This is a genomic window from Pseudomonas sp. GG8, assembly GCF_052976945.1.
Window position 1 is genome coordinate 5,126,153 of the sequence record NZ_JBRIIP010000001.1, and the last position, 20,327, is coordinate 5,146,479.

Annotated in this window: 24 protein-coding genes; 12 read left to right on the forward strand and 12 right to left on the reverse strand. The window is 58.9% G+C overall.

What is annotated here, in order from left to right; all coding sequences use genetic code 11:
* The first annotated feature begins 52 nt into the window (after positions 1 to 52).
* Positions 53 to 463: a PA0061/PA0062 family lipoprotein gene (locus tag ACVBEG_RS24140; protein ID WP_322177153.1), complete on the forward strand. Its 411-nt coding sequence runs from the start codon at positions 53 to 55 to the stop codon at positions 461 to 463.
* On the opposite strand, the gene ACVBEG_RS24145 is transcribed toward ACVBEG_RS24140, so the two are convergent.
* Both ACVBEG_RS24145 and ACVBEG_RS24150 read right to left on the reverse strand, forming a co-directional pair.
* Positions 464 to 697, reverse strand: a complete 234-nt coding sequence (locus ACVBEG_RS24145) for a DUF1161 domain-containing protein (protein WP_219063326.1) — start codon at positions 695 to 697, stop codon at positions 464 to 466.
* Between the two features lie 174 nt (positions 698 to 871).
* The gene (locus tag ACVBEG_RS24150; RefSeq protein WP_322177152.1) at positions 872 to 1,303 is read right to left on the reverse strand and encodes an OsmC family protein; all 432 of its coding nucleotides are present in this window, start codon (positions 1,301 to 1,303) and stop codon (positions 872 to 874) included.
* A 238-nt stretch (positions 1,304 to 1,541) separates the two neighbouring features.
* On the opposite strand from ACVBEG_RS24150, the gene ACVBEG_RS24155 reads away from it, so the two are divergent.
* Positions 1,542 to 2,543 carry an LLM class flavin-dependent oxidoreductase gene (locus tag ACVBEG_RS24155; protein WP_322218725.1) on the forward strand — a complete coding sequence of 334 codons (1,002 nt, stop codon included), beginning with the start codon at positions 1,542 to 1,544 and terminating at the stop codon, positions 2,541 to 2,543.
* A gap of 91 nt (positions 2,544 to 2,634) precedes the next feature.
* On the opposite strand, the gene ACVBEG_RS24160 is transcribed toward ACVBEG_RS24155, so the two are convergent.
* On the reverse strand, positions 2,635 to 2,859 hold the full coding sequence (locus tag ACVBEG_RS24160; protein ID WP_322177150.1) for a DUF1161 domain-containing protein: 225 nt from the start codon (positions 2,857 to 2,859) through the stop codon (positions 2,635 to 2,637).
* 137 nt (positions 2,860 to 2,996) lie between these two features.
* Entirely contained in the window at positions 2,997 to 3,212 is a 216-nt protein-coding gene (locus ACVBEG_RS24165) for a dodecin (protein ID WP_322177149.1), read from the reverse strand.
* Positions 3,213 to 3,367: 155 nt separating this feature from the next.
* Between ACVBEG_RS24165 and ACVBEG_RS24170 the strand changes: the two genes are divergently transcribed.
* The gene (locus tag ACVBEG_RS24170) at positions 3,368 to 3,694 is read left to right on the forward strand and encodes a DUF883 family protein (RefSeq protein WP_322177148.1); all 327 of its coding nucleotides are present in this window, start codon (positions 3,368 to 3,370) and stop codon (positions 3,692 to 3,694) included.
* Here ACVBEG_RS24170 and ACVBEG_RS24175 read toward each other — a convergent pair whose 3' ends face one another.
* On the reverse strand, positions 3,695 to 4,594 hold the full coding sequence (locus tag ACVBEG_RS24175) for a LysR family transcriptional regulator (protein WP_330201295.1): 900 nt from the start codon (positions 4,592 to 4,594) through the stop codon (positions 3,695 to 3,697).
* 124 nt (positions 4,595 to 4,718) lie between these two features.
* Here ACVBEG_RS24175 and trpB point away from each other — a divergent pair, with 124 nt between their 5' ends.
* The 3 genes from trpB to ACVBEG_RS24190 all read left to right on the forward strand — a co-directional run bounded on the left by trpB (position 4,719) and on the right by ACVBEG_RS24190 (position 7,343).
* On the forward strand, positions 4,719 to 5,948 hold the full coding sequence (gene trpB / locus ACVBEG_RS24180; RefSeq protein WP_322177147.1) for a tryptophan synthase subunit beta: 1,230 nt from the start codon (positions 4,719 to 4,721) through the stop codon (positions 5,946 to 5,948).
* Complete coding sequence (gene trpA, locus ACVBEG_RS24185) at positions 5,945 to 6,757, forward strand: tryptophan synthase subunit alpha (protein ID WP_322177146.1); 813 nt, start codon at positions 5,945 to 5,947, stop codon at positions 6,755 to 6,757. Before trpB ends, trpA begins: the two co-directional genes overlap by 4 nt.
* 121 nt (positions 6,758 to 6,878) lie before the next feature.
* On the forward strand, positions 6,879 to 7,343 hold the full coding sequence (locus tag ACVBEG_RS24190; RefSeq protein WP_330201294.1) for an anti-virulence regulator CigR family protein: 465 nt from the start codon (positions 6,879 to 6,881) through the stop codon (positions 7,341 to 7,343).
* A 74-nt stretch (positions 7,344 to 7,417) separates the two neighbouring features.
* Here the strand turns inward: ACVBEG_RS24190 and ACVBEG_RS24195 are convergent, their stop codons facing one another.
* Entirely contained in the window at positions 7,418 to 7,750 is a 333-nt protein-coding gene (locus ACVBEG_RS24195) for a DOPA 4,5-dioxygenase family protein (RefSeq protein ID WP_322177144.1), read from the reverse strand.
* 101 nt (positions 7,751 to 7,851) lie between these two features.
* Between ACVBEG_RS24195 and ACVBEG_RS24200 the strand changes: the two genes are divergently transcribed.
* Complete coding sequence (locus tag ACVBEG_RS24200) at positions 7,852 to 8,505, forward strand: NAD(P)-dependent oxidoreductase (protein ID WP_322177143.1); 654 nt, start codon at positions 7,852 to 7,854, stop codon at positions 8,503 to 8,505.
* Between the two features lie 25 nt (positions 8,506 to 8,530).
* Here ACVBEG_RS24200 and ACVBEG_RS24205 read toward each other — a convergent pair whose 3' ends face one another.
* Positions 8,531 to 9,481: a choline sulfate utilization transcriptional regulator gene (locus ACVBEG_RS24205; protein ID WP_447108366.1), complete on the reverse strand. Its 951-nt coding sequence runs from the start codon at positions 9,479 to 9,481 to the stop codon at positions 8,531 to 8,533.
* A gap of 114 nt (positions 9,482 to 9,595) precedes the next feature.
* Here ACVBEG_RS24205 and betC point away from each other — a divergent pair, with 114 nt between their 5' ends.
* The 3 genes from betC (at position 9,596) to ACVBEG_RS24220 (ending at position 13,767) form a co-directional block, all read left to right on the forward strand.
* On the forward strand, positions 9,596 to 11,101 hold the full coding sequence (gene betC, locus ACVBEG_RS24210; RefSeq protein ID WP_322177141.1) for a choline-sulfatase: 1,506 nt from the start codon (positions 9,596 to 9,598) through the stop codon (positions 11,099 to 11,101).
* 36 nt (positions 11,102 to 11,137) lie between these two features.
* Complete coding sequence (gene choX, locus ACVBEG_RS24215; RefSeq protein WP_322177140.1) at positions 11,138 to 12,058, forward strand: choline ABC transporter substrate-binding protein; 921 nt, start codon at positions 11,138 to 11,140, stop codon at positions 12,056 to 12,058.
* A gap of 140 nt (positions 12,059 to 12,198) precedes the next feature.
* On the forward strand, positions 12,199 to 13,767 hold the full coding sequence (locus ACVBEG_RS24220; RefSeq protein ID WP_322177139.1) for a SulP family inorganic anion transporter: 1,569 nt from the start codon (positions 12,199 to 12,201) through the stop codon (positions 13,765 to 13,767).
* A 25-nt stretch (positions 13,768 to 13,792) separates the two neighbouring features.
* Here the strand turns inward: ACVBEG_RS24220 and aroE are convergent, their stop codons facing one another.
* A complete protein-coding gene (aroE, locus tag ACVBEG_RS24225; protein WP_322177138.1) occupies positions 13,793 to 14,617 on the reverse strand; it encodes a shikimate dehydrogenase in 825 nt (274 codons plus the stop codon).
* A gap of 26 nt (positions 14,618 to 14,643) precedes the next feature.
* Positions 14,644 to 15,558 carry an oxygen-dependent coproporphyrinogen oxidase gene (gene hemF, locus ACVBEG_RS24230; protein ID WP_447108367.1) on the reverse strand — a complete coding sequence of 305 codons (915 nt, stop codon included), beginning with the start codon at positions 15,556 to 15,558 and terminating at the stop codon, positions 14,644 to 14,646.
* Between the two features lie 182 nt (positions 15,559 to 15,740).
* On the opposite strand from hemF, the gene ACVBEG_RS24235 reads away from it, so the two are divergent.
* Positions 15,741 to 16,715, forward strand: coding sequence for an NADPH:quinone reductase (locus ACVBEG_RS24235; protein ID WP_322177136.1), 975 nt, complete (start codon positions 15,741 to 15,743; stop codon positions 16,713 to 16,715).
* Between the two features lie 10 nt (positions 16,716 to 16,725).
* Here the strand turns inward: ACVBEG_RS24235 and ACVBEG_RS24240 are convergent, their stop codons facing one another.
* The 3 genes from ACVBEG_RS24240 to ACVBEG_RS24250 form a co-directional block, all read right to left on the reverse strand.
* Positions 16,726 to 17,283, reverse strand: coding sequence for an L-threonylcarbamoyladenylate synthase (locus ACVBEG_RS24240; protein ID WP_330201290.1), 558 nt, complete (start codon positions 17,281 to 17,283; stop codon positions 16,726 to 16,728).
* Between the two features lie 38 nt (positions 17,284 to 17,321).
* Positions 17,322 to 18,446, reverse strand: coding sequence for a DNA-processing protein DprA (dprA, locus tag ACVBEG_RS24245; protein WP_447108368.1), 1,125 nt, complete (start codon positions 18,444 to 18,446; stop codon positions 17,322 to 17,324).
* 121 nt (positions 18,447 to 18,567) lie between these two features.
* The gene (locus tag ACVBEG_RS24250; RefSeq protein ID WP_322177133.1) at positions 18,568 to 19,593 is read right to left on the reverse strand and encodes a LysM peptidoglycan-binding domain-containing protein; all 1,026 of its coding nucleotides are present in this window, start codon (positions 19,591 to 19,593) and stop codon (positions 18,568 to 18,570) included.
* 141 nt (positions 19,594 to 19,734) lie between these two features.
* On the opposite strand from ACVBEG_RS24250, the gene def reads away from it, so the two are divergent.
* The gene (gene def / locus ACVBEG_RS24255; protein ID WP_322177132.1) at positions 19,735 to 20,241 is read left to right on the forward strand and encodes a peptide deformylase; all 507 of its coding nucleotides are present in this window, start codon (positions 19,735 to 19,737) and stop codon (positions 20,239 to 20,241) included.
* The last annotated feature ends 86 nt before the right edge of the window (positions 20,242 to 20,327 follow it).

A 20,327-nucleotide genomic window follows, 5' to 3' on the forward strand; every position in this document is an offset into this window, starting at 1 on the left:
GTCCGCCCCTGACGCAACTATCATTAACACGTGTTCGATCACGGAGCCTGCCATGCGCCAGCCATTATTGATATCTGCCCTGATTGCCCTCGCCGGGTGCGCCAGCCCTATGCCGCCTGCTGACCCGCAACAGGCGTGGGTCGAGATGTTCACCTACACCGGGAACCTGGTGATGGCCGACAAGCTCGACGGTAAGCGACTGGACGACGGGCGTTACTTTCAGGTGCCGCCCGGCAGCCACGAGTTGCAGATGCGGTATGACTACGAGATCTACGGCGGCGGGTTTGGCGGAATGTTCGAGAGCTCGCAACGGACGTGTTACATCGTCCTGCGTTATGACCACTTCGCCCCAGGGCAACGTTATCGTCTCGAAGGACGCTCGGCTGGCATCACCATCAGCGGCCGTTTGTATGACGCCCAGCGCCAGATGGTCGCCGAAGACCGCGAGGTCACCTGTCTGTGATCACTTGTCGTTCTTTTGGTAGATGATTTTTTTGCTGCCGCCCTCGCATGTGCCGACGACCATGTTCTGGTCATGCACTTCGTCATTGCTGACGATTTCCAGGGTGTAGGAACTCACATTATTGGCCTGGATTCGGGACTCGATCTCGGCCTTGAGTTCTTCGCAGGGTTTGACTGCCGCCAACACGCTGGTGGCCGATACGGTACAGATAACAGCTAAAACGAAACGTTTCATACTCGACTCCTTCGATACGGCGCACAGAGTACTGCGCTAACGCTGCAACGATCCATTCGACTTTCATTACGTCGGCCACGTGTGACGTCAATAGCGGCTGAATACGGAGGGCAGAGCGAGTGAACAGCCCGCACAGGCTGAGCTGTGCGGACCTAGTCGTGGCAACGAGGTCGATTAGCTGACCAGCGTTGCGTCCAGGGTGATTTTCGCGTTCAGCACTTTGGACACCGGGCAGCCTTCCTTGGCTTTCCTGGTCAGTTCGTCGAACTGCTGCTGCGTGGCGCCCGGGATCTTCGCTTTAAGGATCAGGTGCACGGCAGTGATGGAAAAACCTTCAGCCAATTGCTCCAGGGTCACTTGGGCTTCAGTATCGATGCTGTCGGCTTTCAGATTGGCTTCGCCGAGAATCATCGACAGCGCCATAGAGAAACAGCCCGCATGAGCCGCGCCAATCAGCTCCTCCGGATTGGTGCCCTTGCCGCCTTCGAAGCGCGCCTTGAAGCCGTAGGGTGCTTTGTTAAGGACATTGGTTTCGGTGGAGAGGCTACCAATACCGCTCTTCAGATCGCCTTCCCAATGTGCCGATGCTTTCTTGATAATGCTCATGGTCTCTCCTCATGACAGTGTGCGAGGGGGTTCGCACAGGGACTAAGGTTCTGAGGATGGCCGTCTCGATAAAGTTCAACTGCCGGTAAAACCTAGTAATTCAGTAGGACTTTTCCGGCCCAGCCATTGAATCTCAGATATCTGCCCACATTCTTTATAAATCAGGGTAGGTTTTGGTCATCCTCAGGCGTCATAGGCCAAGCCTGCACAACGCACTCCAGAGGCTATTTAGCGGCTTATGAAACGTTTAGCGGATATCAAAATCTCAACCCTCGATCTGGTGCCCGTGCGCCAGGATGCCGGCCCGGCGCAGTCTCTGCGTAATTCGCTGGATTTGGCGCAGCATGTTGAAAAACTCGGTTACAACCGTTTCTGGGTCGCTGAGCACCACAACATGGACGGCATCGCCAGCTCCGCGACAGCGGTGTTGCTCGGCTATCTGGCCGGTGGCACCTCGACGATTCGGGTCGGGGCGGGCGGGGTCATGCTGCCCAACCATGCACCGCTGATAATCGCAGAACAGTTCGGCACCCTCGCCAGCCTGTACCCGGGGCGGATCGACCTGGGCCTGGGCCGCGCACCAGGCTCCGATCAAATGACCGCTCGCGCCCTGCGTCGTGAGCGATCCGGCAGCGCCGACGATTTTCCTGAAGACGTCACCGAGCTTCTGCGCTATCTCGGACCGCGCACACCTGATCAAAAAGTGATCGCTGTGCCGGGTTCGGGCACTAACGTTCCGGTCTGGTTGCTGGGTTCCAGCTTGTTCAGCGCGCAACTGGCAGGGGAGCGCGGTCTGCCATATGCCTTTGCCTCACACTTTGCGCCGCGTTACATGCACGAAGCCATTCGCGTCTACCGCAATCATTTCAAGCCCTCGGCCTATTTGGAAAAGCCGTACGTCATGCTCGGCGTGCCATTGGTGGCTGCCGATACCGACGAACATGCGGATTACCTGGCAACCTCGGTCTATCAGCGGATTCTGGCGTTGATGCGCGGCCAAAGCCTGATGCAGCGTCCACCGGTCGACACCATGGACGCCCTATGGTTACCCCATGAGCGCGAAGCGGTCGCGAGTTTCCTCGGCCTGGCGATGGTCGGCGGCCCGCAGAAAATCCGCGCCAAACTGGATGTGCTGCTGGAACAGACCCAAGCCGATGAGTTGATCTTCACCTGCGACCTGTATGAACACACGGATCGACTGCGCTCGTATGAGATTCTGGCGCAAACCGTGCTGGGCTGAGGCTCACCCAAAAAAAGAGTGGCGAAAACCCCGTCACTGGACATAAAAAACCGACGCCATGTGCGTCGGTTTTTTATGAAACAGCGATAAGTCAGCCGCGTTTGTACACGATTTCCTTGGTACCGCGTTCACAGGTACCGACTACTTTCCCGTCGGCCGCACTGCCTTTGGCGACGACTTCCAACGTGTAGGTCGAGGCGCCCTTTGCCTTGATCTTCGCGTCGATTTCCGACTTCAAATCATCACAGGACTTGCCAGCTGCCATCGCAGTTCCCGCAATGCTTAACAAACCAACTGCCAGTAGAATTTTCTTCATTGGTCACACTCCCTCGTTAAATTAACCAGGTTGAAAAACAACCCAAGTCCTTGACCGCGCCAACCGTTTCTAGACAGCGGGTTCTCTTGTGTGTAGCGGAAATTATGGCAATCGGCCAGTGCGAAAGTTCAGCGCAGTCAGCTATTCTCAATCCGGAAGCCGACGTTCAGGGTGACCTGATAGTGTGCAACCTTGCCCTCTCTGATGTGCCCTCGGGTTTCCAGCACTTCGAACCACTCCATGTGCTTGATGCTCTTATTGGCTTCAGCGATTGCATTATTGATGGCGTCTTCAATCGTTGTGGACGATGAGCCGACTAACTCGACTTTCTTGTAGGTATGGTGATCAGTCATGACGGTTCTCCTGAAGGTGTCGATAAGAGCGTAGCAGTGAAATTGCACCTTACTCCCTGAGCGAAAATCATCTGAAACGTTAATACGCACCGCACTTTCCTCAAACCCCGCAGTCGGAAAGAACACACGCCTCTCATCAATGCAGGAGATCCACCATGGCCAACACTTCTTTACGTAAAGCCTCGTTGCAAAGCATGGAAGCCGAGATCGAAAGCCTTCTCAAGTCCCTTGAGAGCCTTAAGTCCGACGCCTCGGAAGAGTCGCACAAAACCCTGAAAGCCTTGAAAGCCAACGCCGAAAGCGCACTGAGCCATTCACGCCACCTGCTCAGTGATGTGTATGAAGACGTCAAGGAAAAGACCCGCGAAACCGGTGTCGCTACCCGTGATTACGCTCAAGAACACCCGTGGACCACCGCAGGTGTGGCCGTAGGCGCTGTCGGTCTGCTGGCAGCTTACCTATTGTGCAAACGCACTCACTGATCAGCCGCTGGCAGCACGCTCAAGCTCAGTCTTGAGCCACTGCGCCAACTGCTGAGCACGCCCGTCTGCGGCGCGTTTAGGTACCCATAACGCCAGCTGCGCCGGGGTTTCACTGAAACCCCAAGGCGCAGCCAGGCGTCCGGCGCGCAAATCATCGGCGACCAGGGGTTCCGGGGCAATGGCGATGCCCAGCCCGGCGACGGCTGCCTCCAGCAAATAATACAAATGCTCGAAACCCTGCCCGTAATGCAAGGCAGCAGGCTCGATGCCGTTTTGTTGTGCCCAAAGAGGCCAGGCTTGCGGACGCGACGTCGTTTGCAGCAACGCCTCACTCAGCAGCGCTTGAGCTGGTGCCTGGCGCAGGTGCTCGAAACGCGCAAACCGTGGGCTGAGGACCGGGCCGATACGCTCGCTGGCCAGTTCATAGACCTGCATGTCCACAGGCCATGGTGGCTCGGCGAAGATCAGCAACGCGTCCAGACCCGGTCGACGCGGGTCTAGATCGCCTTCGCCCGCCGACAAGTGCAGACGAAGATCCGGCAGTTCGGCATTCAGTCGGCCCAGGCGCGGGATAAACCAGCGTGCCAGCAGGCTGCCCGAACAGCCGAGAACGAAAGGCGCATCAGCCTTATCGTGGGTCAGCTCCGCACACACGGTACGCAACCGCTCAAACGCCTCGGCACTGGCATCACGCAAACGAATGCCGGCATCTGTGAGTTTAAGGCCGCGCCCATCCTTGACGAACAAGGCCAGCCCCAGATGCTCTTCAAGCACTTTAAGCTGGCGACTGACCGCCCCGTGGGTGACGTGCAGCTGCTCGGCAGCCTGACTGACGCTGTTCAAGCGCGCCGCCGCTTCGAAAGCGCGCAGGGCGTTGAGGGGAGGGAGATCGCGGCTCATGGTATCTGTGAGTTTTCCTGACAGGTTGCGTTGATCTTATCGGTTTTCATTGATGCTCGTGCTGGTTAAAGTGAGCTCATTGCCTGATTGGCTAATCCTTTTCTTCAAACCACCTGGAGGTCCCATGACCCAGACTAACTTCAGCAGCGGCCCTGATGCCAATGGCCTGTTTGGCTCATTCGGCGGCCGCTACGTGGCTGAAACCCTGATGCCACTGGTACTCGACCTGAACCGCGAGTACGAAGCCGCCAAGATTGATCCTGAATTCATCGAGCAACTGGCCTATTTCCAGCGCGACTACATCGGCCGTCCAAACCCGCTGTATTTCGCGGAACGCCTGACCGAGTATTGCGGCGGCGCGAAAATCTACTTCAAGCGCGAAGAGCTGAACCACACCGGCGCGCACAAGATCAACAACTGTATTGGTCAGGTGTTGCTGGCCAAGCGCATGGGCAAGAAACGCCTGATCGCTGAAACCGGTGCTGGCATGCATGGCGTGGCTACCGCCACCGTCGCTGCCCGCTTCGGTCTGCCGTGCGTGATTTATATGGGCGCCACCGACATCGAGCGTCAACAGGCCAACGTGTTCCGCATGAGGCTGTTGGGCGCGGAAATCGTCCCGGTCACCTCCGGCACCGGCACCCTGAAAGACGCCATGAACGAAGCCCTTCGCGACTGGGTGACCAATGTCGACGACACCTTCTACATGATCGGTACCGTGGCTGGTCCACACCCGTACCCGGCGATGGTGCGCGACTTTCAGTCGATCATCGGCAAAGAAACCAAAGTACAACTGCAGGAAAAAGAGGGCCGCCTGCCAGACAGCCTTATCGCATGTGTCGGTGGCGGTTCCAACGCCATGGGCCTGTTCCACTCGTTCCTCAATGATGCCAGCGTCAAACTCATCGGCGTCGAAGCCGGTGGTCACGGGGTTCATACCGGCAAGCACGCCGCCAGCCTGAACGGCGGTGTTCCCGGCGTATTGCACGGCAATCGCACCTATCTGCTCCAGGATGCCGACGGCCAGATCACCGACGCGCACTCGATTTCAGCTGGCCTGGATTACCCTGGCATTGGCCCTGAGCACGCTTACCTGCATGAAGTGAAGCGCGTTGAGTACGTCAGCATCACGGATGACGAAGCCCTCGAAGCCTTCCACCACTGCTGCCTCCTGGAGGGCATCATCCCCGCTCTGGAGACCGCGCACGCCTTGGCCGAAGCCATGAAACGTGCAAGCAACCTGCGCGATGACCACTTGATGGTGGTCTGCCTCTCGGGCCGTGGCGATAAAGACATGCAAACCGTGATGGACCATATGGCCGCCGATGCCAAGACTCAGGAGAAACTGGTATGAGCCGCCTGGAACAACGCTTTGCCGAGCTGAAAACCGAAGGCCGTGCGGCACTGGTGACCTTCGTCACCGCCGGCGACCCTGGCTACGATGCATCGCTGGCCATTCTTAAAGGCCTGCCAGCAGCGGGTGCCGATGTGATTGAGTTGGGCATGCCGTTCACCGATCCAATGGCCGACGGCGTGGCGATCCAGCTGGCGACCCTGCGCGCACTGGACGCTGGGCAGACACTGGCGAAAACCCTGAAAATGGTTGGCGAATTCCGCGTCAATGACCAGACCACCCCGATCGTGCTGATGGGTTACTACAACCCGATCCACCGCTTTGGCGTCGAAGCGTTCGTCGCTCAAGCCAAAGAAGTCGGGGTCGACGGTTTGATCATCGTCGACCTGCCACCAGAGCATGACACCGAACTGGCAACCCCGGCCCAGGCCGCAGGCATCGATTTCATTCGCCTGACCACACCGACCACCGATGACGCGCGCCTGCCACGCGTGCTGGAACGCAGCTCCGGCTTCGTTTACTACGTGTCGGTCGCGGGTGTCACCGGGGCCGGTTCCGCGACCTCGGATCAAGTTAAAACCGCCATCGAACGTCTGCGTCGCCACACCGATCTGCCAATCAGCGTCGGTTTCGGTATCCGTACTCCAGAGCAGGCGGCCGCGATTGCCAGACTGGCTGACGGCGTTGTAGTGGGTTCGGCACTGGTGGACAAGATCGCCACCGCCGCGTCACCGAAGCAGGCAATCGACGACGTGTTGAGCCTGTGCTCGGCCTTGGCCGAAGGCGTGCGCAAGGCCCGTGTCAAGTAAGAGTAAAGATTGGGTGAGCGAGGAATTTAAACCTCGGCAGACACACCAAGTAACAAGCGAAAGGGGTTTAGAGCCGATGGCTTAAACCCCTTTTTGCTGACCGAATTTCGAGGAACGAGAAATGAAACTGCCAACCCGTTTGATTGCAGGCCTGGGTATCTTGATGATCAGTGCCAGCCCGTTGTTGCATGCTGATGAACGCGATCAGCGTGGCGGCCAGGATGGCGGCCGTCAGGGCGAAAATCACCAAGGCAATGGCAACCAGGAAAATCGCGGCCACGATGAGCGCCATGATCGTCGTGACGATCATGGCCCACGTCGCCCGCCAGAAAATTTTGACGAGGCGCGACGGTCCTTTCATGATCACCGCGAATTCATCGGTCGTGGCCAACCTCTGCCTCCAGGCTTCCGTATTGAGCGCGGCCGTCCACTGCCCTACGGCTACGGCGAGCGCCTGGACCCGCGCGCGATTGAGCAATTGCCGCGTTACGACGGTTACGAATGGCGTCGAGTGGGCCCCGACATAGTGTTGATCGCGCTGACCACCGGGGTGATCTACACCATCCTTGAGGGCGTGCTGAACTGATTGATTCTCTGCAGGAGCCAACCCGACTGCGCGTCCCGGTTTCTCCTGCAGATTCGTCACGCTGACTAACCCTCTTACCGCTTGAACATCGAAACGTCCAGATCCCGAACCGCCCCCATCCAGATCGCATGCTCCGTGTGGTCCGCCAGGTCATCGCCCGTCAGCGGGTGCAGCAACACCACCAACCCCTTGCGATTAAGCGCCAGCCAGAGCACCACATCCGCCAACTGGGCGTGATCAAACGCCAGCTGGCAGCTCCAGTTCGGGTGCGGACCTACCGGTTTTTCATGCATCCGCCCCATCTTTACCCCAAAACGCCGCGCAACCTCTTCGCACAATGCACGGGCCTGATCGATGGTCTGCTCGTCGAAATAAACGTGGGCGTGGTAGCCCTCAACACCGTGCATTGCTCAATCTCCAAATAACCGCTGCGCGGACGCGAACTGCTGCGGGATAAAAAGGGTCAGAACCTTAGAGAGACGTTATCCACAGACAAGGATTACTCGCTATGAAAAATGCCGAAACTCCGGTTCTGAAACTGGTTTTGTACGGTGCCATCAGCAGTTTTGGCAGCGCCTTGATGGCAGAATTCCTGCGGCGCCAGCATGAAGTCATCGCCATTCTCGATGATTTGAACGCCTTGGCGCCGCGTCCGGGATTGCGCACCAAAGTCGGCAACCTGTTCGACGCCGAGCGCGTCAGTCAAAGCGTAGCTGGCTGCTCGGCGGTCATTTGCCTGCTGGACGCCCACGTATTGCCCGTGGGCAGCGGTGAAACGCGACCCGCGATAACGCCGGGGCCAGTAGATCAAATCAGCGCCACCCAGAACTTGATCCAAGGCATGCAACGCATGGGTATCAAGCGACTGGTGCTGGCGGGCAACTTCGCCGTGCTTGACGAGGCGCCTGAAACTGACGAGCAACAGCGAAACGCGGCGGAAACCATCGTCGAGTTATTGCGCGACAGTGACCTGGACTGGACGTTGGTCAACGCTCCCCAAGGCGTACTCGGGCTGAGCATCGAGCACTTTAGCCAGATCAGCGACACCCTTGAACCGGGCCTGGCCGAACCCCTGGAGCGGCTGGCTCGAGTGGCCGCAGGCATCGCGGATGAATTGCTCTTGAACCTGCATGTGCGAGAGCACGTGAATTTTGTGTGCTAAATGAAATGTGTAGACGACTGCCGGATCACACCGCAATCGAGGGCAACGGCCTGCCCGTCAGCAAGTCCCCACTCTGCGCCTGCTCGGTCGCCAGCCAGTCGACGAATTGCTGCACCAGTTGCACTCGCCGTTTTCGCTGGGGCAGTACGACGTAATAACCGTGGGCCGAGATGGCGGTGGCGGCGATGGGGCGACAGAGCAGCCCTTGCTCCAGCAGCGCATCGACCAGATGCCGCCAACCGATGGCCACGCCCTGACCGGCAATTGCAGCCTGGATCAGCAGGGTGTAATTGTCGAAGCGCAATTGGCCGGGGGCAGGTGCCTGCTGAATATTCAGCGCACGAAACACGCCGCTCCAGTCGAACCAATTGCTGCTGCCTTCGCCCCGCAAGTGCAGCAGTGGAAGCTCCAGCAGCGCATCAGTGGGCAAGGGCAGGGAACGCCCGGCCAGCAATTGCGGGCTGCACACCGGGAACACTTCTTCGCTGAACAACCAACGGCTTTCACCCTGCTTGAAACGCCCATCGCCGAACAGCACCGCGACGTCGACATCGGCGCGCAACATGTTGTAACTACGCTCACTGGTGACCAAGCTGACGTCCACATCCGGATTGGCCTGGTGAAACCGATGCAGACGCGGCATCAACCAATAGGCGGCAAACGCAAAGTCCGTGGCGACCTGCAGCACCTCATGTTGGCGCTGGGCGGTGACGGCATTTAGCCCGCCCTCGATGGACTGCAACCCGGCTTGCACATAACCGAACAGCACCTCGCCCGCCTCTGTCAGCTCGATGCCCCGATAGATGCGGTCGAACAACCGTGTAGCAAGCTGTTCTTCCAGGCGTTTTATTTGCTGGCTGACGGCAGGCTGCGTGGTGCCCAGCTCAACAGCCGCCGCGGTAAAGCTGCGCTGTCTCGCGGCGGCCTCAAAAGCACGCAGCAGATCCAGTGAAAGATCACCAAGAGCTTCATACATAAGCTGAGCTTATCCTAGGTATTGTTTTGCATGGGCTTTACCACTAAACCTGTGGGTCGCATCCTCAAGCGCAGCACTCTCGCATAAATATCCACTATGGAATGCCGCGAATACATGAAGCGCAAGAACATTCTTTTCATCATGGCCGATCAAATGGCCGCGCCGATGTTGCCGTTTTACGCCTCATCTCCTATCAAAATGCCCAATCTGAGCCACCTCGCCGCCGAAGGCGTGGTATTCGATGCTGCCTATTGCAACAGTCCGCTGTGCGCGCCCTCGCGTTTCACCCTGGTCAGCGGCCAACTGCCGAGCAAGATCGGCGCCTATGACAACGCCGCTGATTTCCCGGCCGATGTACCGACCTATGCCCATTACCTGCGTCGCCTCGGCTATAAGACCGCGCTGTCCGGCAAGATGCACTTTTGCGGGCCGGACCAGTTACACGGCTATGAAGAACGCCTGACCAGCGACATTTACCCGGCTGACTATGGCTGGTCAGTGAACTGGGACGAGCCGGATGTGCGGCCAAGCTGGTATCACAACATGTCGTCGGTGCTGCAAGCCGGTCCCTGCGTGCGCACCAATCAGCTGGATTTCGACGAAGAGGTGGTGTTCAAGGCCCAGCAATATTTGTTCGATCACATCCGCGAAGAGGGTGATCAGCCGTTCTGCCTGACCGTGTCCATGACCCACCCTCACGACCCGTACACCATCCCGAAAACCTTCTGGGACATGTACCGCGACGAAGACATCCCGCTGCCGCGACCGCATGCCGATCAAGCCGGGCAAGACCCGCACTCGCAACGTCTGCTCAAGGTCTACGACCTGTGGGACAAGCCGATGCCTGTGGATAAGATTCGCGATGCGCGCCGCGCCTATTTCGGGGCGTGCAGTTACATCGATAGCAATGTCGGCAAGCTCCTGCAAACCCTCGAAGACACCGGTCTGGCCGACGACACCATTATCGTGTTCTCGGGCGACCACGGCGACATGCTGGGCGAGCGCGGCCTCTGGTACAAAATGCACTGGTTCGAGATGTCAGCCCGCGTACCACTGCTGGTCTACGCGCCGGGGCAGTTCACGGCGGGTCGGGTCAGCGCTGCGGTGTCCACCGCCGACTTACTGCCAACCTTCGTTGCGCTGGCCGAGGGCGAACTGGAAGCCGGCCTGCCGTTAGACGGTCGCTCACTGGTCCCCCATTTGCGGGGTGAGCCGGGGCATGACGAAGTGTTTGGCGAATACATGGCCGAAGGCACGATCGGTCCGTTGATGATGATTCGACGTGGCGCCTATAAATTCATCTATTCGGAACAGGACCCTTGCCTGCTGTTTGATGTGAACAATGATCCGCAAGAACGCGAAGAGCTGAGCCAGTCACCGGCGCATCAGCAACTGTTCGCTGATTTTCTGGCCGAAGCACGGGCCAAGTGGGACATACCGGCGATCCACCAACAAGTGCTCGCCAGTCAACGTCGGCGGCGCTTTGTCGCGCAGTCGTTGGCCATCGGCAAGCTGAAGAGCTGGGATCACCAGCCGCTGGTAGACGCCAGTCAGCAATACATGCGTAACCACATCGACCTTGATGACTTGGAACGCAAAGCACGTTATCCACAACCCTAACCCTGCCAAGACTAAAAAAACCAAAGGGGCACACTCATGATGAAGTTATCCACAACACTTGCGGTCGGTTTCATGGCATTGGGCAGCGTTTCCGCTTATGCCGAGCAGAGTTGCAGCACGGTAAAAATGGCGGATCCGGGCTGGAGCGATATCGCCGCGACCAACGCCATCGCCAGCGTCTTGCTGGACGGCATGGGTTACAAGGCCAAGGTCGACACGCTCGCGGTACCGATTGCATACGGTGGGCTCAAGGATGGCCAGGTGGATGTCTTCCTCGGCAACTGGATGCCTGCGCAACAAGGCTTTTACGACAAGTTCGTGGCCAATGGCGATGTCACACAGTTGGCCAAGAACCTGGACGGCACCGAATTCACCCTCGCCGTGCCGGACTATGTCTGGGACGCGGGTGTGCATAACTTTGCCGACCTGAACAAGTTTGCCGACAAGTTCGGCAAGAAGCTGTATGGCATCGGCTCCGGCGCACCGGCCAACCTGTCGCTGCAATCGATCATCAAAAAGAACGAATTCGACCTGGGCCAGTGGAAACTGGTTGAGTCCAGTGAGCAGGCGATGTTGGCTGAAGTCAGTCGCAACGTGAAGAAACAAAGCTTCGTGGTGTTCCTCGGCTGGACCCCGCACCCGATGAACGTGCAGCTGAAAATGCACTACCTCAAAGGTGGCGAGGCTTATTTCGGTGACACCGGCAGCGTTTATACCCTGACCCGCAAGGGCTACAGCCAGGCCTGTCCGAACGTAGGCAAGTTGCTGACCAACCTGAGCTTCACCCAGGAAATGGAGAACAGCATCATGGCCGAGGTGGTTAACAAGAAAATCACCAACACTGAAGCGGCCAAGGCCTGGATCAAAGCCAACCCGGCAGTCCTGGATAAATGGCTCGACGGGGTGAAAACCCTCGACGAGAAGGATGCACTGACGGCGGTAAAAGCCACGCTTTAAAGCCCTTTGGGCTTATCGCGGGCAAGCGCGCTTCTACAGTAGATCGCATTTCCCTGTAGAAGCGCGCAGCGGTCACCTTCACTTGCGCCCACATCGCTAAAACCTCACCCTTACGCCTCTGCAAAATTACCGAGAGTTTCATGGGTTGGCTCAATCGCCACAAATTTTTGCCGTTCCTCGAATGGCTGCCCCGGCAGACCCGCGCCAGCGTCGGTCGTGATGCCGTGGTGGGGCTGAGCGGAGCGATTCTAGCGCTGCCGCAATCCATCGCTTACGCCCTGATCGCCGGCTTGCCGCCTGAATACGGTCTGTACGCGGCCATCGTTCCGGTGCTGATCGCCTGCCTGTGGGGCTCGTCGTGGCACTTGATCTGCGGCCCCACCGCGGCGATCTCTATCGTGCTGTACGCCAGCATCAGTCCCATGGCGGCTCCGGGCAGCCAGGACTACATCACCTTGATCCTGTTGCTAACCTTTCTCGCCGGGATCTTTCAATGGCTGCTGGGGCTGCTGCGCTTTGGCGCTGTGGTGAACTTCGTTTCACATTCGGTGGTGCTGGGCTTTACCTTGGGCGCCGCCGTGGTGATTGCGTTGGGGCAACTGCCTAATTTGTTCGGCCTGGAACTCAGCGGCCAGACTACCGCGCTTCGAAGCCTGATGACGCTGCTTGAGCATCGGGGCGAGATCGACCACCCCTCGTTGATGCTAGGCGCCATAACCCTGGGCCTGGGCGCGTTTCTGAAATACCTGGTGCCCCGTTGGCCGACGCTACTGATCACCCTGGTGGCCGGGAGTGTGTTGGTCTGGCTGTGGCCCGCGATGTTCGGCCACGTTAAGTTGGTCAGCGCCTTCGTTGGGCATTTGCCGCCGTTCAGTGCATTACCACTGGACCTGGAGCTGGCTCTGAAACTCCTGCCCAGTGCCGTGGCAGTAGGCATGCTCGGGCTGGTCACCAGCTTGTCGATTGCCCGCTCGCTGTCCGCACGCTCGCAACAATTGCTCAACGCCAATCAAGAACTTCGCGCCCAAGGCCTGTCCAACATGGTGGGCGCCTTGTTCTCGGGCTATCTGTCCTCCGGCTCCTTTACTCGATCAGGCCTGAGTTACGAAGGCGGCGCTCGCTCGCCATTGGCCGGGGTATTTTCGGCGCTGTGGGTGGCGTTGTTCGCGGTGGCCGGGGCGTCGTTGATCGCACACATCCCGATCCCGAGCATGGCAGCATCGATCCTGTTGATCTGCTGGGGATTGGTCGACCATCGCGGCATTCGCTCGCTGTTCCGCGTCAGTCATCCAGAGTTCCTGGTGATGGCACTGACCTGCCTGGCGACCCTGTTGCTGGAGCTGCAAACGGCGATTTACGCGGGCGTGCTGGCGTCGCTGTTCTTCTACCTCAAGCGCACCTCACAACCACGGGTCCAGCAGTGGCGCGATGGCGACGACGATATCCTGCGGGTCGGCGGCTCGATCTTTTTCGGCGCCAGCCATTACCTGCAAGTCATTCTGCAACGCAGTAAGGGGCCGCGCGTGGTGATCGATGCGCAACACATCAACTTCATCGATTATTCAGGCGTTGAAATGCTCCATCAGGAAGCCCGCCGCCTGCGTGCCCATGGCCGCAGCCTGACCCTCAGGCGCGCCCGGCCCCAAGTGATCGAGGAACTGCGCAAGCTCGAAGGACCAGAGAAATGCCCGATTCTGTTCGAGGATTAACGGTGACCGGGCGGGCGCCCAGGCATCAGGCGCTGGCCAACTGCCGTCGTAACTCAGCCAGCACAGGCCCCGTATCCGGGCGAACGCCGCGCCATAGATAGAACGCCTCCGCAGCCTGCTCGGCGAGCATGCCCAGACCGTCCAGCACGTGGGCCGCGCCGTGCTCGGTGGCCCAGCGGCAGAATGGCGTCGGCTCTTTGCCGTACATCATGTCGTAGCAGACGGTGTGACCCGGCAGAATTAGGCTTGGCGAAATCGGCGGCAGCTCACCCGCGAGGCTGGCGGAAGTGGCATTGATGATCAGGTCTACCGGCTCTGCCAGCCAACTGAAACCAGCGGCGGACACCGGCCCCAGGTCGGCGAATTGATGGGCCAGCAACTCGGCTTTTTCCACGGTGCGATTGGCGATCACCACCGCCAGCGGTTTTTCAGCCAGCAGCGGCTCCAGCGCACCCCGTACCGCACCACCCGCGCCGAGCAGAAGGATGCGTTTGCCCTGCAAGCTGACGCCGGCATTTACCTTCAAATCCCGCACCAACCCCGCGCCATCGGTGTTATCGCCGAGCAGTCGACCATCGGCCCCCTTACGCAACGTGTTCACGGCACCCGCACGCTGTGCGCGCTCGGTCAGGCTGTCGGCCAAGCGAAAGGCCTGCTCCTTGAACGGCACGGTGACGTTGGCGCCCTGGCCGTGCTCAAAGAACGCCTGAGCGCAGCCGATGAAATCGTCCAGCGGCGCCAGCAAGGTGCTGTAATCGAGCTGCTGACCGGTCTGCTCGGCGAACAGACGATGGATCAACGGCGATTTGCTGTGGCCGATGGGGTTACCGAAAACGACGTAGCGGTCCATGGGGATTCCTGAATTTTGACCCGGTATCAGGCCTGCGCCAACCAATCGCGATCCTGCAAGAAATACTCGGTCAGACGGGCTTCTTCGGTGCCGGGCTCGGCTTTCCAGTCGTAGCCCCAGCGCACGTGCGGCGGCAGTGACATGAGGATCGACTCGGTACGCCCACCTGATTGCAGGCCGAACAGTGTGCCACGGTCGTAGACCAGATTGAACTCGACGTAGCGGCCGCGACGAAACTCCTGAAACTCCCGCTGTTGCGCGGTATACGCCGTGGCCTTGCGGCGCTGAACGATCGGCAGATAGGCCTCGATGTAGGCATCGCCAATCGCGCGCAGGAAGGCGAAGCTGGTGTCGAAATCCCACTCGTTCAGGTCATCGAAAAACAAACCGCCAATACCGCGTGGTTCGTTGCGATGTTTGATGTGGAAGTAGGTGTCGCACCATGCCTTGTAGCGCGGATAGACATCGATCCCAAACGGCGCACAGGCCTGCTCGGCGACACGGTGCCAATGCACACAGTCTTCTTCTACCCCGTAATACGGCGTCAGGTCGAAACCGCCGCCGAACCACCAGACCGGCTCTTCGCCTTCTTTTTCGGCGATGAAAAAACGCACGTTGGCGTGTGAAGTCGGTACATGCGGGTTGTGTGGGTGGATCACCAGCGACACGCCCAACGCCTCAAAACCTCGCCCGGCCAACTCGGGCCGATGGGCGCTGGCTGACGGTGGCAGGCCGGTGCCGAATACGTGGGAGAAGTTAACCCCACCTTTTTCGATCACTCCGCCATTCTCGATGACTCGGGTACGCCCACCGCCGCCAGCCGGGCGAGTCCAGGCATCTTCGACGAAGCGGGCGCTGCCATTTTCGGCTTCCAATGCGTTGCAAATCCGGTCTTGCAGGTCAAGCAGGTAGGCTTTAACGGCCTCGGTGCGGGTAGTCATCGGGTCACCTTGAAACATCACTGAGCCACCGGGGTTACGGGGGGTGGCAAATTGGCGCGTAGCATACCACCGGCGTTATGGCCGCCGCAGTTGACGAAGATCAAGGGAGAGCGTTCGATGGCCCTTTTCGTAGTAGTCTTTTTCCGTATTTTTTGTTTCCACTCATCACCGGAGATGAACAGATGGCAAAGCGTATCCAATTCAGCACCGTGGGTGGCCCTGAAGTCCTTGAGTATGTGGACTTCGAACCTGCCGAACCGGGCCCACAGCAGGTCTGCGTGCGCAACAAGGCGATTGGCCTCAATTTCATCGACACCTATTTCCGCAGCGGGCTGTATCCGGCGCCATCCATGCCGTCAGGCCTGGGGACCGAAGGGGCGGGTGTGGTTGAAGCGGTCGGCAGCGAAGTCAGCCAGTTCAAGGTCGGCGACCGCGTGGCATACGGCGTTGGTCCACTGGGTGCATACAGTGACATCCACGTGATTCCCGCCGCGAATCTGGTGAAGTTGCCGGAGTCAATCAGCTTCGAAGACGCTGCAGCGGTGATGCTTAAAGGCCTGACCGTGCAATATCTGCTGCGTCAGACGTATGCGGTGAAGAGTGGTGAAACGGTGCTGTTCCATGCCGCTGCTGGCGGCGTCGGTTCGCTGGCTTGCCAATGGGCCAAGGCCCTGGGTGTGAAACTGATCGGGACTGTCAGTTCGCCGGAAAAAGCCGCTCATGCCAAGGCACTCGGTGCATGGGCGACCATCGATTACAGCAAAGAAGACGTGGTCAAACGGGTTCTGGAATTAACCGACGGCAAGAAATGCCCGGTGGTATACGACGGTGTGGGGCAAGACACGTGGCTAACGTCGCTCGATTGCGTGGCGCCGCGCGGTTTGTTGGTCAGCTTCGGCAATGCATCAGGGCCCGTGGCCGGGGTTAACCTGGGAATTCTCGCGCAGAAAGGCTCGCTGTACGTCACTCGCCCAACACTGGCTACTTACGCCAACCCCGAAAACCTGCAACGCATGGCCGACGAGCTGTTCGCGATGCTTACCAGCGGCAAGGTCAAGGTGGGTGACGTCCAGCGCTACGCCTTGAAAGACGCAGCCAAGGCGCAAACCGAGCTCAGCGCCCGGCGCACCACAGGCTCAACGATTCTGATTCCATAAGCCCAAAACCCTAGCCTGGACGAACAACCTCGCCGGTCGCCAGGTCACGGATCAGACTGGGGTGCTTGCGCCCACCCAGCAGGCCGCCGAGCACCCAGTCGATGTCCCCACGGAAATACTGCTCAACCCGAATACGCGTCCGGGCAGCCGGACGCCCGAGCGGGTTGGCGGATGTCGAGATCAGCGGTCCGACCAGCGAACACAGTTCACGCACCTGCGGGTGATCGCTGACGCGCAATGCCACCGTGTCGTGAATACCAGTGATCCATTCGGGCAGCAGGTTCTGATGCGGCACCAGCCAGGTATTGGGGCCTGGCCAAGTGCTGGCCATACGATCGATCCAGACTTCAGGAAAGTCCTCCATGAGAAAGTCGAACTGGCGGATGTTGTCGGCCACCAGAATCAGGCCTTTGTCCACAGGACGGGATTTGATTGCCAGCAACCGATACACCGCCTCTTCATTCCAGGGATCACAGCCCAGCCCCCATACCGCCTCGGTTGGGTAGGCAATCACCGCACCGGCTCGAATCTCTCGTGCGGCTTGCTGCACACGCCAACTGCTGACCATTGTTCTCTCTCCGGGTAAACGCTACGGGCAGTTTAACCTCAGCGCGCATGGCCAAACCATCGTCCTGCCTCACTGCTGATGCGCCCATCCAGTTCCAGCTCGGTCAACGCTGCTAATACTTTTGGCAACGGCCAGCCGCTCGACAGTGCCAACCCTTCGCTGGTGTGTGGCGCAGCATGCAACAAATCAAGCAGGGGATGTCTGGCAGCGGTTGTTGACGGCAAGGGCGCGATAGAGGCGGCCGCAGGGCTGGCAATGTTCTGCCAACCGCGCAGGGTTTCAAGAATGTGTTCGACGGTTTCGACCAGCACCGCACCGTCACGAATCAGTTGATGACACCCGCGGGCACCGGGGTGATGAATCGAGCCTGGAATCGCGTACACCTCGCGGCCCTGTTCCGCTGCCAGCCGTGCGGTGATCAACGAACCGCTGGCGACGCTGGCCTCGACCACCAACACACCCAGCGACAATCCACTGATGATTCGATTGCGGCGTGGGAAGTTGCTCGCCTGCGGCCCGGCGTCCAGAGGGAACTCGGAAACCACGGCACTGCCTTGGGCACTCATGGTCGCTGCCAACTGACGATGGCGCTGTGGATAAAAATTTTCGATGCCCGTGCCCAAGACGCCAATTGTCTGCCCACCAACGTCCAAAGCACCTTGATGCGCGGCACCATCGATACCCAGCGCGAGGCCGCTGGTGATGACAAAACCGGCGCCCGCCAGGCTTCGGGCAAAGGCTGTGGCCGTATCCAGTCCAGGCTTGGAAGCGCGTCGACTGCCGACCATTCCCAACTGCGGACGCTCAAGAATGCTCGGGTCACCGGCCACAAACAGCAACGGCGGTGCATCGGCAATTTCAGCCAGCAGTGCAGGGTAGGTGGGGTCGTCCCACATCAGTAAATGCTGACCGGGACGCTCAAGCCAAGCCAAAGCAGCACTGGCGCCATCGCGGACTTGTGGGCTGCGCCGGGCTTCGGCGCTGGCGCTTGGCAAGCCCAAGGCACGCCAGGCGCTGGCAGGAGCGCTGAGTGCGGCCGACGCCGAACCAAAGGCATTGATTAGCTTATGAAAGCGTTTTGGCCCCACCTCAGGCAGACGATGCACACGTAAGCGCGCTTCAAGTTCGGCAGGTGAGGACGCAGCAGTATCGAACAGCGGCATAGATCTTCCTTGATCTGTAGCGCCCCGTTAACAGCCGGACAACCTGTGGATAACTCTGTTAGTAACTATTTGATAAGTTCATGTCCGGTGGACAGACATGACCCTATTTCGACACATAGCTTTACGGGTTCCGCACCTTGTCCATGACCGCTAAAGAACGCGTGGCATTGAGTACCAAACCATAGCTGAGCTTTTCATAAGTGCGAAAAACCATCACCAATCCCGCGCGCTCATCCGGGACCTTCACTTGCTCACCCGTCACCCGATCACGAACGACTTCGCCGGTCTTGTAAATAGCCAGCACATTGCCTTCGGCCAGCCCATCGCTCTTACCCCGATCCAGCGTCACCACATCGAGTTCACCGATCTGGGTCACTCCGCGCGGCACATCGATGATCAGGCCGTTAACTTCGGTCTGAGGTGAGCTGGGCATGAAAGTCGAGTTGATTGGCCGCTCTTCGCTGATGAATAGCCGGTCGCCGAGACGCACTTCCTGGGTCGAACGCTGCAACACCAGGGTCGCGACATCGCCTTCGTGGGCAACGATTTCACCGCTGCCGATGTCATCGGCGTTAATCCCGAGAAACTGCCCGGTCAACGGGTCCGTGTAGGTTTTGCCCTGACGGAAGAGGTTATAGGCGGTGTGCTCAGGGTCTAATTTGCCCCGCGCGTAGATCCGGTCACCCATGCCGCTGAGCACGCGTTCGGCGTTACCGGCGACGATGTACGGGGCTTTCTGGAAATCGGCGGGGTCATCGATGATGCGGTTGTTGAGCAGAAAACTATTGATCGCGGCCAGCGGAATGCTTGGGATCGCTTCGGCCATCGGCGTGGTACGAATCCGGGGCGACAGCTTGATGGTGCCACGTGAAGCACCACGGTTGAGTACCATCCGCGGCTGGCCATCGACATACACCAGGGACAATAAGTCGCCCGGGTAGATCAGGTCAGGGTTGGCGATCTGCGGATTGGCCTTCCATATCTCCTTCCACTTCCATGGCTCGCGCAAAAATTTGCCGGAAATGTCCCAAAGCGTGTCACCTTGGACGACGGTGTAATTCTGTGGATGTCCTTCCCTGAGCTGCACTTGCGCCTGACAAAGGCCGGTAGAGGCCAACAGCAGCAGGGCGAGTAGTGATTTCCTCATGCGGTGAATCCCTTTATCATATGGCTTCGCGTGAAACACTAAGAGCCCCAGAGGCTCAGGTTTTGCAAGGTTGCCAGCTCTAACCGGCGAAACCCGGCAGCCGATTTTGGACTTTACCCTACAAGTGCAGCTCTAACGTATATGGCTATTTTAAACATCCTCGAATTTCCCGATTCGCGCCTGCGCACCATCGCCAAACCTGTGGCAGTGGTAGACGACGGCATTCGCCAGTTGGTCGACGACATGTTTGAAACCATGTACGAAGCGCCAGGCATTGGTTTGGCTGCAACTCAGGTCAACGTGCACAAGCGTGTCGTGGTCATGGACCTTAGCGAAGATCGTAGCGATCCACGGGTGTTCATCAACCCCGAGTTCGACATCCTGACCGACGAGGTGGAGCAGTATCAAGAAGGCTGCCTCTCAGTGCCAGGCTTCTATGAAAACGTCGACCGCCCACAGAAAGTCAAAATCAGGGCTCTAGGCCGGGACGGTCAGCCCTATGAGCTGATCGCAGAGGGTTTGCTGGCGGTGTGTGTCCAGCATGAATGCGATCACCTGAACGGCAAGTTATTTGTCGATTACCTGTCCACCCTCAAGCGCGACAGGATCAAGAAGAAGCTGGAAAAACTGCACAAGCAGAACGCTTGATCCGATTCAAATCCTTCAACCTGTAGGCGCTGACTTGTCTGCGAACCAGGCAACATGGTCCACATCAGGCACACCGGGTTGCGGCC

Excerpts from the sequence above, each read along its gene's own strand:
- ACVBEG_RS24140 (WP_322177153.1), top strand. The coding sequence starts at position 53 with ATGCGCCAGCCATTATTGATATCTGCCCTGATTGCCCTCGCCGGGTGC.
- ACVBEG_RS24145 (WP_219063326.1), bottom strand. The coding sequence starts at position 697 with ATGAAACGTTTCGTTTTAGCTGTTATCTGTACCGTATCGGCCACCAGC.
- ACVBEG_RS24150 (WP_322177152.1), bottom strand. The coding sequence starts at position 1,303 with ATGAGCATTATCAAGAAAGCATCGGCACATTGGGAAGGCGATCTGAAG.
- ACVBEG_RS24155 (WP_322218725.1), top strand. The coding sequence starts at position 1,542 with ATGAAACGTTTAGCGGATATCAAAATCTCAACCCTCGATCTGGTGCCC.
- ACVBEG_RS24160 (WP_322177150.1), bottom strand. The coding sequence starts at position 2,859 with ATGAAGAAAATTCTACTGGCAGTTGGTTTGTTAAGCATTGCGGGAACT.
- ACVBEG_RS24165 (WP_322177149.1), bottom strand. The coding sequence starts at position 3,212 with ATGACTGATCACCATACCTACAAGAAAGTCGAGTTAGTCGGCTCATCG.
- ACVBEG_RS24170 (WP_322177148.1), top strand. The coding sequence starts at position 3,368 with ATGGCCAACACTTCTTTACGTAAAGCCTCGTTGCAAAGCATGGAAGCC.
- ACVBEG_RS24175 (WP_330201295.1), bottom strand. The coding sequence starts at position 4,594 with ATGAGCCGCGATCTCCCTCCCCTCAACGCCCTGCGCGCTTTCGAAGCG.
- trpB (WP_322177147.1), top strand. The coding sequence starts at position 4,719 with ATGACCCAGACTAACTTCAGCAGCGGCCCTGATGCCAATGGCCTGTTT.
- trpA (WP_322177146.1), top strand. The coding sequence starts at position 5,945 with ATGAGCCGCCTGGAACAACGCTTTGCCGAGCTGAAAACCGAAGGCCGT.
- ACVBEG_RS24190 (WP_330201294.1), top strand. The coding sequence starts at position 6,879 with ATGAAACTGCCAACCCGTTTGATTGCAGGCCTGGGTATCTTGATGATC.
- ACVBEG_RS24195 (WP_322177144.1), bottom strand. The coding sequence starts at position 7,750 with ATGCACGGTGTTGAGGGCTACCACGCCCACGTTTATTTCGACGAGCAG.
- ACVBEG_RS24200 (WP_322177143.1), top strand. The coding sequence starts at position 7,852 with ATGAAAAATGCCGAAACTCCGGTTCTGAAACTGGTTTTGTACGGTGCC.
- ACVBEG_RS24205 (WP_447108366.1), bottom strand. The coding sequence starts at position 9,481 with ATGTATGAAGCTCTTGGTGATCTTTCACTGGATCTGCTGCGTGCTTTT.
- betC (WP_322177141.1), top strand. The coding sequence starts at position 9,596 with ATGAAGCGCAAGAACATTCTTTTCATCATGGCCGATCAAATGGCCGCG.
- choX (WP_322177140.1), top strand. The coding sequence starts at position 11,138 with ATGATGAAGTTATCCACAACACTTGCGGTCGGTTTCATGGCATTGGGC.
- ACVBEG_RS24220 (WP_322177139.1), top strand. The coding sequence starts at position 12,199 with ATGGGTTGGCTCAATCGCCACAAATTTTTGCCGTTCCTCGAATGGCTG.
- aroE (WP_322177138.1), bottom strand. The coding sequence starts at position 14,617 with ATGGACCGCTACGTCGTTTTCGGTAACCCCATCGGCCACAGCAAATCG.
- hemF (WP_447108367.1), bottom strand. The coding sequence starts at position 15,558 with ATGACTACCCGCACCGAGGCCGTTAAAGCCTACCTGCTTGACCTGCAA.
- ACVBEG_RS24235 (WP_322177136.1), top strand. The coding sequence starts at position 15,741 with ATGGCAAAGCGTATCCAATTCAGCACCGTGGGTGGCCCTGAAGTCCTT.
- ACVBEG_RS24240 (WP_330201290.1), bottom strand. The coding sequence starts at position 17,283 with ATGGTCAGCAGTTGGCGTGTGCAGCAAGCCGCACGAGAGATTCGAGCC.
- dprA (WP_447108368.1), bottom strand. The coding sequence starts at position 18,446 with ATGCCGCTGTTCGATACTGCTGCGTCCTCACCTGCCGAACTTGAAGCG.
- ACVBEG_RS24250 (WP_322177133.1), bottom strand. The coding sequence starts at position 19,593 with ATGAGGAAATCACTACTCGCCCTGCTGCTGTTGGCCTCTACCGGCCTT.
- def (WP_322177132.1), top strand. The coding sequence starts at position 19,735 with ATGGCTATTTTAAACATCCTCGAATTTCCCGATTCGCGCCTGCGCACC.